The sequence below is a fragment of the Flavivirga jejuensis genome (genome assembly GCF_030540765.1).
In the GTDB taxonomy this organism is placed as follows: Bacteria; Bacteroidota; Bacteroidia; order Flavobacteriales; family Flavobacteriaceae; genus Flavivirga; species Flavivirga jejuensis.
The window spans coordinates 1-13,656 of record NZ_JAUOEL010000018.1; the positions used below are offsets into that span (position 1 = coordinate 1).

Sequence of the window (13,656 nt, forward strand, 5' to 3'; positions counted from 1 at the left end):
GGCCGTATATAGGAATACCTCTAAAAAACCATGCAGTTTAGGATCTGTAAAACCAAACATAGGACACCCTTTATGCGCTGAGGGAATTGCTGGGTTTATAAAAGTCGTACTAACACTACACCATCAAAGATATGTACCCTTTATATCGGGTCAACAACCCATGGAACATTATAATATCGAAACATCGCCGTTCCATTTTGTACGCAAAGAGAAAACAGACTCGACAGAGTATACAGCCGCCGGACTCAGCTCCTTCGCTGACGGAGGAACCAACGCACACGTAGTGGTCCAGGCATGGGAAAGACCGGTAACAGGATACGCTCCGAGAAAACCATTGCCCACACCAAACCTAAAACCACATAATCTAAGAAAAGAAAACAATTCATTGATTACAAAGTCACAACAAAATTCCTTGTTTAAAACACAAAAGGAAAAAACACCTCCGGCTAAACACAAAAATAAATTTTGGAGACAAAATATTTAAAATCATGCAAGACAATTTAATTATACATAGTACCCATCCATTAATTCAAAATCATAAAGTTTTTGGTCAATCTGTTTTGCCAGGGCTTGCCTATATCGATTTATTATATCTATTATTTATGGAAAATGGAGTAAATTTCGATTCACTTGAGCTCCGCAACTTTTCTATTCATAATCCATTAATAGTTGGACCGCAGGATTCTGTTCAGCTTAGCATACAATGCATTGATAATAATAAAGGATGTTGGAACATAAAAATCGAAAAACAAACAGAAAATAAGACAACAACATTGGAGAAAAAACTTTATCTCCAAGCTGAAATGCATTTAACAGATACTTTAGAATTTAAAGACTCTATTAAACCTAACGGCATAATAAAATCTACTAAAAAAAAGGTAGATCTCGAAACTATATACAAGCAATGTCGTGATAACAACCTTGTCCACACAGGATTAATGAAACCTAGTGGTACAATCCACAAATCCAAGGATGCAATATATATTGAAATTTTTGCAGATACAGAAAATAATACTTCAGATCTTTTATTCCACCCAGCTCTAATAGACGGGAGCTGTATTGGATCCTCAGAATTAATCGCTTCGATTCTAAATGAAAACGGAAAATTATACTTACCTCTATTCTTTGAATCGTTCAAGGCTTCAGAGCCATTTGACAAAAAAGTATTTGCCAAAATAAAATCATCTGATGTTAGAAAAACGAAAGAACTAATTTACATAACTATTGAATTTTTTAGTGCTTCGGGTAACAAGGTTGGAGAATTAAAAAATTTCGCTTCCAAAATAGTAAGGAATTCTTTTGAACCAGGTTCTGAAAACATTGAGGATGTTAATATAAAGAATTCAAATCGACCAAATAAGATCCCATTAGCAGAATCTGGAAATTACTCAAACAAATCTAAGCCACACTCTAAAGTGTCAATGGAAGCTTATTTGAAAAGAATTTTTTCAGAACAATTATTAATTCCATTTGAAGAGATCGACTCAGAATCTGGATACTATGAAATGGGGCTTGCATCTGCAAATTTACTTCAAATAGTAGAGTTGATCGGAACTGAAGTGGGGATCGAATTATCCCCAACACTGTTGTTTGAATATACAAATATATCAGAGTTATCTACCTATTTATCAGAATCGTTTTTGCCTGACCAGGAATCACAGCTTGATAACAATTTATCAAAGGAAGATGCATCTTTTATAGACACAAAGGCTAAGGATAAAGAAGAAGTTCCTAAGGAACCAGAAAAAACAAATGAGAAATTTTTTCAAAGCGATGAACAGTCCAATACTGATTCATTTAAAAGAAAAAAGAAAAAATCATCGAAATACAAAGAAATTGCAATCATAGGTATCTCTGGAAGATACCCATCTGCGAGTAATATTGACATATTTTGGAAGAACCTTTTAGAAGGTAAGGATTGTATAACCAAAATTCCCAAGTCTCGTTGGGATAGCGATCAATTTGAAGGATTAGTGTCTCCTTCTGGCAAGACCTTATCAAAATGGGGGGGATTTTTAAATGACGTAAAGTCTTTTGATCCACAATTTTTCAGAATCTCCCCTCGCGAGGCGGAAATCATGGATCCCCAAGAACGTCTTTTTCTTGAAACTTGTTGGGAAACTATCGAAAATGCAAGCTATACACCAGATACTCTTGTAGAACCTGTTGGTTCCAATAAACGCAACATGGTTGGTGTATTCGTTGGAGTAATGCACAAAGACTATACTTTAGTTGGAGAACAGAATAATAACGGGGGTTATGTTACTCCTCTTTCACTTAACTACGCCTCTATACCTAATCGTGTTTCTTATTTCTGTAATTTCCACGGCCCTAGTATTGCGGTGGATACCGTTTGCTCTTCATCACTTACTGCTATGCATTTAGCAATTCAAAGTATACAAAATGGAGAATGTGAAGTTGCACTCACAGGTGGAGTAAATCTTTCCTTACACCCTAGTAAATATCTTACCTATGGCATGATGGACATGCACTCGTCGGATGGACATTGCAAAACATTTGGTAAAGGTGGAGACGGATATGTTTCCAGTGAAGGAGTAGGTGCCGTTCTTTTAAAACCTTTAAGCAAAGCCATAGAGGATGGCGATAACATATACTCTGTTGTAAAAGGTAGTGTTATCAATCATGTGGGTAAGGTAAGCGGAATAATGGTTCCCAGTCCAGTCGCTCAAGGAGATATGATATCTATGTGTTTTGAGAAAACAGGAATTGATCCTAGGACGATTAGTTATGTAGAGGCACATGGAACAGGGACATCTTTGGGAGATCCAATAGAAATCGAAGGTTTGATTAAAGGATATAAAAAATACACACAGGAAAAACAGTTTTGTGCAATAGGGTCGGTTAAGTCAAATATTGGACATGCCGAAGCTGCTGCAGGAATTGCGGGATTAAGTAAAGTGGTCTTGCAGCTTTATCACAAAACTCTTGTACCTTCTCTTCATTCAAATGAAATAAATCCACTATTAAAAATAGAAGAAACACCGTTTTTTATTCAACACAAATCTGTCAAATGGAAACGTCCTATAATTAAAGAGAATAATTTAGAAAAAGAATATCCGAGAAGGGCAGGAATAAGTTCTTTTGGAGCTACTGGCTCCAATGTTCATATATTATTGGAAGAATACATACAATATGAACAAAAAAAGCCTTTTTATAATTCCAAAGATACATCCATAAAATTAATACCTCTTTCCGCTCGGGATGATGAACGCTTAAAAGTATATGCATCAAAACTTCTGACATTTCTTAAAACGTCTAATTTTTCTTTAAAAAAGAGTTTGAAGAAAATATCAGAGAGAAAAAAAATTAATCTTATAGAACTTGCTTATTCCTTACAAGTTGGAAGAGAGCCTATGAAATCAAGAGTCGTTTTTGCTACTAATGATTTGTCAAAACTCATAATGCAATTAGAATCTTTTTTAGATGGCAAAGAAAATATTCCTAATTGTTGGATAGGTAATCTCAAAAAGAACAAAGAATCCATTAATTTATTCACTAATGATGAAGACTTGGACGAATTACTACAAAAATGGATTAGTAAAGGAAAATACAAAAAAATCGCAGAATTATGGGCTAAGGGGTTCTCTATGGACTGGAGTTTATTTTATACGGCTGATAGTCCAAACAGAACAAATCTACCCACATATCCTTTTGCAAAAGAGCATTACTGGTTGCCATCTACCCCTCCTAAAATAAAGTATGGTATTCCTGGGAATAAAAAAGAAAAATCCCTTCATTACTTTTTAGATAAAAACACATCTGACTTAAATAGTTTACGATATAGCTCCTATTTAGATTATAACAAAACCTCTCATAGAGGTTTATTGGAAATACATCCAAGAAATTCAACAGTCTCCATCCTTTTAGAAATGGTTATCCAAGCCATTTTTCAATCGATTGAACCTGAACATAAGGACAACAAAAACATACGTCTCAAAGATTTAGTTGTTAAGGCTCCTTTACATCTTAAAGAAGATCAAAAAAAAACAGACATACGTCTTTACAACAATATAGATGAACAGATCGACTATATAATTTATTCTGATTCAGTAGAAGGAAACAAGACATATCTAGAAGGATCATCTGAATTATTTTATTCATCGGGTCAGCTTAAATCTTTGAACGAAAACGAATTGGACATAACCCATTCATTTGAGAATTCCCAAGAATGCTACGAAGCCTTAGGTATTGCTTATAACAAGAAATGGCAAGGACTGAAGTCTTTAATAACAACTTCTAAGGGAGAAGCCAGAGCAAAAATAACTTTACATGATGATATTGCTTTAACTCAACAATTTTATATAATAAACCCTACTGTAGTGGAGTGCTTGAATCAGGTAGGGTCATTTTTGTCTAAAAATGATACTGATGATCAATTAAATCATTTATATCTATCCTCTGTTGATAAACTAGAAGTTTATAAACGACCAGATAAATCTACAATATTGATAATGGGTCCTTGTTCAGGCATAGGTGATGAAAATAAATTTGATGTTAATATATGTTCAACTGATGGTGAAGTCTGTGTTAGTATGAACGGAGTCAGCTTAACAAAGGAAAGCAACAAAAATCATGAACATAAGTCAATCCTTCATAATAATCATAATTATTCACTGGAAAATGAGCATAATGAAATTATGACTTTCAAAGAAGAGTGGAAGAAAAATCTTATATATCCCATACCAAAATCAAAACCAAAAATAGTAGTATGTTTTTTTCAGAAGTCAGATGATCCGTTAATATTTTCATCTATGTGGAAGGAGTTAATTAAAGGAGAACTGATTTTTGTTTTTGAAGGCTCTGAATATAAAAAAATCAAGACCAATCATTATTCTATTTCGTATAAAGACAAGCAGCAATATTTTACTTTATTTAAGAGCATTAAGGAGTCATATGGTCAACTAGATGGAGTTGTCTATAATTGGAATCTAGCTGGATTAAACTCAAATGAAGATGATTATTTGGCTATCATAAATATACTTCATGGAATAGCTTCAACATCATTAAATCCTTATAGGTTGTTACTTGTTGGCCTATTGAAAAATAATTTACTGGACTGTTATAAAAAATCATGGATAGGCTTTGAAAGATCTTTAAAGTTTATACTATCTCAATTGAAAGTATCTGTTTTGTATGAAATTGAAAATGAAGAATCAAAAACAAGAACTGCAGACCTTGCCTCAAGAATAGCTAAGGAGTTCTTTTACAAACCCGAAACAGTGCTTTATAAAAATAATATTCGTTATATAAAAAAGATCAAACCATATAAGTTTATTAATAAAAAAAATATTTTAAGACAAGGTAAAACCTATCTGATTACAGGGGGCTTTGGGGAATTAGGAAAACTGCTAACATCATATTTGTCAAAAAAATATAAATCCAATATTATCCTTGTAGGCCGTTCTTCCATTGACGATCGGAAAAGTTCATTTATCAAAGATTGTGAAGCAGAAGGAAGCAAGTTATTTTATATCCAAAGCGATGTTACGGATATGGAGAATATGTCTGCGGGAATTAAAAAAGCTAAAAAACTGTTTGGTAAAATAGACGGAGTAATTCATGCAGCAGGGCTTGAAGGAAGTGGTTCTATTTTCGAAAAAAAGATTGAAGAATTCAAAAAAACAATTCATCCAAAAATAAATGGAACATTGGCTTTAGATCGATTATTTAAACACGATGTTCTTGATTTTATGTGTTTCTTCTCTTCTACTGCGGCAATCCTCGGAGACTTTGGTACTTGCGATTATTCGGTTGGAAATAGGTTTCAGATAGCTTATAGCTACTTTAGGAATAGCCTTATAAACTCAGGAGAACGATTTGGTAGGACGGTTGTTATCAATTGGCCTTTATGGAAGGATGGAGGAATGGGAGTAGATGAAATAGATAATGTACAAATGTATCTTAAATCTAGTGGCCAAGATTTCTTACTTACTAATGAAGGCATGGAATTGTTTGAGCAGATTTTAGCTTCGGAAACAGATCAATGTATTGTTATAAAAGGATCAAAAATAAAGGCGCATCGCTTCTTAAAGTTAACTGACGATGCAAGTAATGATAACCAAAGTGAAGCAAAAAATCTAGTTCGCAAGAATATTAGTTCAGCAATTAATTCTCTCGATATCGATATTTGTTTAGAAAGAGACTTGAAAACCATTTCAAGTGAAATACTCAAGCTTGATGAAGAGAAAATTGATGTTGACGAGAACCTTGTAGATTTTGGATTTGATTCAGTAAGTATGACCCTTTTTGCATCAGAACTTAGTGAAAAATTCAATTTAAATATAGCTCCCTCTGTTTTCTTTAATTATCCCACGTTGATAAAAATACAAAAGTACCTGATAGACAATTACCATAAAACATTAAAAAAATATTATACGAAAGAAGAAGAAGAATATTTACCTATAGATAATCCTTCCTCTAAAACTAAATTGTTGGATAGAAAACATACTAGACAATCAACAGGTTGGAAAAACAAGTCAAAAAATCAAAATGAACCATTAGCCATAATCGGTATGAGCGGAAGATTTCCTGGCGCTAGAAACACAAATGAAATGTGGGATATATTATCCCAAGGAAAGGACGCCGTTAAAGAAATACCGCTTGATAGGTTTGATTGGGAAAATTATTACTGTAAAGACGCATCTGATCCTAATAAAATTAATACCAAATGGTGCGCTTGTATTCCAGGTGTTAGAGAATTTGACCCATTGTTCTTTGAAATTTCACCAAAAGAGGCTGAAAATATGGATCCTCGTCAAAGACTTTTATTGCAAGAGACATGGAACGCTTTAGAAGATGCTGGATACGGGAAAAACCATTTAGAATCCAAAAAAATAGGAGTATTTGTGGGAACTGAACAAGGTGACTATCAATCTCTAGCATTTAAAAATGGAAATATCACCTCAAATCATGATGGTATTCTGGCTTCACGGCTTTCATATTTTTTGAATTTAAAAGGACCAGTAATATCCATCAACACTGCGTGTTCTTCAGGTCTGGTAGCGGTACACCAAGCTTGGAATAGTCTTAAAAATGGGGATTGTGATACCGCAATCGCTGCTGGTGTGAACCTTATGTTAACCCCAATGGCCTATTTGGGAATGAGCAGAGCAGGAATGTTATCTTCTGATGGTAAATGCTTTACTTTTGATAAAAGAGCTAATGGATTGGTTCCAGGAGAGGCAGTAGTAGCCGTAGTTCTTAAAAAACTTTCTAAGGCCATCGAAGATGGAGATCCAATTCATGCCTTGATTAAGGGTTCTGGTATTAACTACGATGGAAAAACCAATGGTATTACCGCACCTAGTGGGCTTTCCCAAACCGAACTCCTTAAAGAAGTTTACAATAAACACGAGATAAACCCAAAGGATATTTCCTACGTAATAGCCCACGGAACAGGCACTAAATTAGGTGATCCAGTAGAAGCAAATGCTTTAATTGAAGCCTTCAAAGGATACACAGACAAACAAGATTATTGTGCTTTGTCATCAACAAAGACAAATTTCGGCCATACTTTCGCCGCTTCCGGTTTGGTAAGTTTAGTCAGTTTGATCCAAGCAATGCGTCATAAAACAATACCAGCTAGTCTGAATTTCCGTGAAATAAACAATTTCATCAACCTTCCTGAAAGTCCTTTCTACGTTAATAAAACTAATACCAAATGGCTCAATGAATCTGGCCAACCCCTTCTGGGAGCGGTCAGTGCCTTTGGAATGAGTGGGACTAATGCACATATTGTAATGGAAAGTTATAATACAAAAGAATCAAATAAAAGTTTCACAGAGTTTTTACATTTTTTACTTCCAATATCTGCTAAAACAGAAGAGGCTTTAGATACAAAAATATCGACTCTGTTACGTTTTCTAAAAGATAAAAATGAGTACCCGAATAGCATTTTGCAGCTTAGCTATACACTCCAAACGGGTCGTTATCATTTCGATTATCGCTGCGCCATTATTGCAACCAACCTGAATGAGGCTCTTCTATTGTTAGAACAGGCATCCAGAAAAGAGGACCACTCAGGTATATTTAGAGGGCATTTTAAACGGAATACTATTCACGATAATGCCTTAAAACAGCAGGCGGAAGAATTTTTACAAAAAGAATCCACCACGTCCATTCCTAGAAATGAATATAAAAAATCATTTACAGCACTAGCCACATTATATTCTCAAGGTTATAATCCTGATTGGAACCTTCTTTATAGAGGTATTAAACCCAAAAGAATAAGCCTTCCAGGTTATCCTTTTGCAAGGGAACACTATTGGGTTCCTGATTCAAATGACAAAATCGGTACTTTAGATACAGGAATAATTAAGGGGTATGCCTCAAAAACCATATTACATCCCCTTGTTCAAGAGAATACCTCTGATTTTTCCCAACAACGTTATAGCTCTGAATTTACAGGAGAAGAGTTTTTCTTGAAAAATCATGTTGTTCAGGGTCAACACTTATTACCCGGAGTAGCCTATTTAGAAATGGCAAGGGAATCTGTCGCTCAATCTTTAAACGGAAAATATGAGAAGGAAACCGTTATAAGGCTGAAAAATGTAGTTTGGATGAAACCCTTTACGATTAACGGTCAAAGCACACAACTTGACATCTCGCTCTCTTTACAAGATGACGGAAAGATTGATTATCAGATTTATCGAGAGGGAGATATTTATGGACAAGGATTGGCCGAGTTATACTCGAAGGAATTGTTACTAAACGAAAGTGAGTACTTAAACATAGATATTGAAGTGCTGAAAGACAATTGTCAGCAACGCATTCTTAGTTCTGAAGAATGCTATGGGATATTCAAGAAAATGAAGCTTGAATACGGATTGGCGCATCAAAGTATCAAAACCTTATATATAGGCTCCAAACAGGCCCTTGCAAAATTGGAATTACCTGAAAGTCTTGCTGATTCCCTAAAGGACTACGTTCTACATCCAAGTATTATGGATGCAGCTTTTCAAGCTTCAATAGGCACGGTAATTGGAACCTTAACCCAAGATTCTCCAATTAAATCATCCCTACCCTATGCACTCGAAGAACTGACAGTTATAGATCCCTGTACCACAAACATGTGGGCATGGGTTAGATTGAGTCCCACAAGTACAACAAATGATAAAATACAAAAAATAGATATTGATTTATGCGACGCAACTGGAAAAATATGTGTTAAAATCAAAAGCTTTTCTTCTAGAGTTCTTGAAGAAAATAGAACCCCACAAACATTAAGAGAAGACGGTTTATTACTGCTTAGCAAAAATTGGAAACAAGGTCATGGAACATACTCGGATGAAGAGTATGATTATCGTGAAGTTATTCTTTTCGAATTCGGTGATGAGACTTTTCTGTCTGAACTTTCAGAAAAGCTTAATATCACAATAATTGATAATTCAAATGACCTCAGAAAAGAATTAAGTGAAAACTTCGTTACGGGCACGAAGCAAGTGTTTCATAAGATACAGCAATTAATGCTACTGAAAGACAAAGGTCGAATCTTGTTGCAGATAGTAATTCCTTGTAATGATTCAAAACTGTTGTTATCCGCAATATCAGGACTATTGAAAACTGCCAGGTTAGAAAACCCAAAGCTAATTATACAATTAATTGAAGTTCAATCGGGAGATTCAGTGAAAGTTCTTACTTCTAAACTAAAGAAAAATGCTAATTACCCAGAAGATATACATATCAGCTACGCTAATGGAATTAAAGAGGTAGAAGAATTCAAAATATATGACGAAAACGTGAAACGGTTAATGCCCTGGAAAAATAACGGCGTGTATCTCATATCTGGTGGAGCTGGAAGTCTAGGTTTAATTTGGGTCAAAGAAATTATATCCCGAGTTAAAAAACCGACTTTTATTCTTTTAGGACGTTCAACCTTAAGTCAATCTAAGCATAAGAAATTGGATCAGTTAAGAGCTCTTGATGCTACAATACATTATCGACAGGTAGATATTTCAAATAAAGAAAAAGTTAAAGGTTCAATTGATCATATTTTAGAGAATTTTGGAAAGATAGATGGTATAATTCACTGTGCGGGAATAGTAAAGGATAATTTTATTATTAAAAAAACTCAACTTGAACTTGAAGAAGTAATAAGTCCTAAAGTCTCTGGAATTATTTCTCTGGACGAAGCAAGTAAAAGTATACCTCTAGATTTCTTCATGTGCTTCTCGTCCATAAGTGCTGTTTTCGGAAATATTGGTCAGAGTGATTATGCTACTGCCAATACCTTTTTAGATAGGTATGTAGAATATCGCAATAAGCTTGTGAGAACTGGGAAAAGATATGGGAAAACATTGTCCATCAATTGGCCTCTCTGGAAAGATGGTGGAATGAACGTAAATCAACAAATTCAAAATACAATACGTCAAACGTCTGGTCTTGCTCCAATGAAAACCATTATTGGTATTGAATCATTGTATAGCGCTTTTGCCAGTGACCTTGATCAAATAATTGTACTTGAAGGGGATTTAATTAAAATTAAAGAAAAATTACATTTAATAGACTCCAAGTATCATACAAGAACATTTGATAAAAAAATCACGGAAGAAGAAATTTTGCAAAGAGTACAGAAAACCTTGATACAACAAGTGACCCATATACTAGATGTTCGGTCTGAAGAAATTGACGTGGATACTGAATTAATCGAATATGGGTTTGATGAAGTAGTTCTTAACGAATTTGTATCAAAAATCAATGAGGAACTAGATCTAAAATTGACTCCTAAAATACTGTTCGAATATGGTTCTATTCATGGAATCGCAAAGTATTTATCTGAAAACTATTTCGAAATACTAATTGCCAATATCGATGAAACTACTGCAGAACCTATAAGCAAGTTAAGTGAAATAAAAAGAAGCTCAATAGCTCCAAAATTACTAAAAGAAAAAGCTATCAAATTCTTTAAAAAACTTCTTTCGGATGAACTTAATATTCCTATTAAACGTATAGAGGCTGATGCACCACTGGAAAAATACGGTATAAACTCCTTAATAATAGTGCAGCTCACCAATGCATTGGAATTATTCTTTGGAACTTTATCCAAAACACTATTTTTTGAATACCACGACATCAATGATTTAACAGATTATTTCTTAAACAACTACAACGATCAACTTCTGCAAATACTAAGTCTAAATGAGGAGACCTCCTACTCTGCTGAATCCTCGAAAAACGAAAAAATTGCATTTCAAAAGAGAATCAATTTTTCATTATCTAGTTCAAAAAAGGAAATTCAGCCAGTCTCTACTGAAAAAAAGACAGAAACAAATGGAGTGTTAGATATAGCCATAATTGGCATGAGTGGACGTTACCCAGGTGCAAAAAACCTTGATGTTTTTTGGAAGAACCTGAAAGAAGGGAAAGATTCTATAACAGAGATTCCTAAGGAGAGATGGGATAACTCTCTTTACTTCGATAATGACAAAACCAAAACTGGAAAAACTTATAGTAAATGGGGAGGGTTTATAGAAGGAGTTAATCATTTTGATCCATTGTTTTTTAATATTTCTCCCAAAGAAGCCGAATTTATGGATCCCCAAGAGCGACTATTTCTGGAGTGCGTGTATCACACCATAGAAGATGCTGGCTATACCAAAGAATCTTTAAGCCAATATAACTCTAACGGAATGGATGGAAATGTTGGGGTCTTTGTGGGAGTAATGTATGAAGAATATCAATTTTTTGGCATAGAAGAAACTTTGAAAGGTAATCCAATAGCTCTTGCAGGAAGTCCTTCGTCAATTGCAAATAGGGTTTCATACTTCTTTAATTTCCATGGACCATGTCTAGCTGTTGACACCATGTGTTCATCTTCAATCACAGCTATTCAATTAGCTTGTCAAAATATACAGGACGGAAATTGTGAAGTTGCCATAGCTGGTGGAGTAAATGTTTCCATACATCCTCATAAATATATAATGCTTTCTGATGGCAGGTTTGTATCCAGTAAAGGAAAATGTGAAAGCTTTGGAGAAGGAGGCGATGGGTATGTACCAGGTGAAGGAGTAGGCTCTATACTTCTGAAACCTTTGAGTAAGGCCGTTGAAGACAGAGACAATATATATGGAGTTATCAAAGGGGTCTCCATCAACCATGGAGGAAAAACAAATGGATATTCGGTTCCTAACCCTAATGCTCAAGCAAATGCTATAAAAAATGCCATTAGAAAATCCGGCATTAACCCAAAAGCTATTAGCTACATAGAAGCTCATGGTACAGGAACATCCTTAGGGGACCCTATAGAAATTACTGGTCTAAAAAAAGCTTTCCAAGATTTTACGGATGAAAATCAGTTTTGTGATATTGGTTCTGCCAAGTCTAATATCGGGCATTGTGAGAGTGCGGCCGGAATTGCAGGGGTAACAAAAGTACTATTACAACTTAAACATAGCCAAATAGTTCCTTCTTTACATTCCAAGACGCTAAACCCCAATATAGATTTTATTAACAGTCCTTTCTCTGTAAATCAAGAACTTAAACATTGGAAACGACCTAAATTGAAGGTTAACGGGGTCGATACCACGTTCCCAAAAATAGCGGGAATATCTTCTTTTGGCGCAGGTGGATCCAACGCCCATGTTATTATAGAAGAATTTCGAGAAAAAAAGACAGATGATTCCGAAGCCTTAACCGTTTTAAAAAGACCAGTATTGATCGTTCTATCAGCAAAAAACAAAGAGCGTTTGAATGAATATGTATTAAGCCTACTAAATCTATTTAATCAAGAAGAATATAGCAACAAGGATCTTGTCAACATTGCTTACACACTGCAAATCGGAAGAGAATCAATGGAAGAACGTCTTGCAATAATAGTAAAATCAGTTGAAGAACTTGTACTTAAATTGAAAGCTATTCTTAATAAAGAAATTGATAATAAGGATATAATTATTGGTCGAATAGAAAAAAATAGCGAGACCTTGTCGGTACTACTAGATGATGATATTTCCTCTACAATTGAAACTTGGATAAACAAAGGAAAGTATGATAAATTCCTTGAACTATGGGTAAAAGGGTTAGTGTTTGATTGGAACCTTCTTTATAGAGATATTAAACCCAAAAGAATAAGCCTTCCGGGTTATCCTTTTGCAAGAGAACACTATTGGGTTCCTGATTCAAATGACAAAATCGGTACTTTAGACACGGGAAGAATCAAGGGTTATGCCTCTAAAACCATATTGCATCCCCTTGTTCAAGAGAATACCTCTGATTTTTCCCAACAACGTTATAGCTCTGAATTTACAGGAGAAGAGTTTTTCTTGAAAGATCATGTTGTTCAGGGTCAACACTTATTACCCGGAGTAGCCTATTTAGAAATGGCAAGGGAATCTGTCGCTCAATCTTTAAACGGAAAATATGAGAAGGAAACCGTTATAAGGCTGAAAAATGTAGTTTGGATGAAACCCTTTACGATTAACGGTCAAAGCACACAACTTGACATCTCGCTCTCTTTACAAGATGACGGAAAGATTGATTATCAGATTTATCGAGAGGGAGATATTTATGGACAAGGACTGGCCGAGTTATACTCGAAGGAATTGTTACTAAACGAAAGTGAGTACTTAAACATAGATATTGAAGTGCTGAAAGACAATTGTCAGCAACGCATTCTTAGTTCTGAAGAATGCTATGGGATAT

At 34.8% G+C, this 13,656-nt stretch carries 1 protein-coding gene and 1 pseudogene; both read left to right on the forward strand.

Annotated elements, in window-relative coordinates; genetic code table 11:
• Positions 1-484, forward strand: a pseudogene (locus Q4Q40_RS23910) (hypothetical protein); the annotation flags it as partial.
• A gap of 4 nt (positions 485-488) precedes the next feature.
• Positions 489-13,656 (forward strand): SDR family NAD(P)-dependent oxidoreductase (locus Q4Q40_RS23915; protein WP_303304579.1); only part of this gene is annotated, 13,168 nt, incomplete at its 3' end.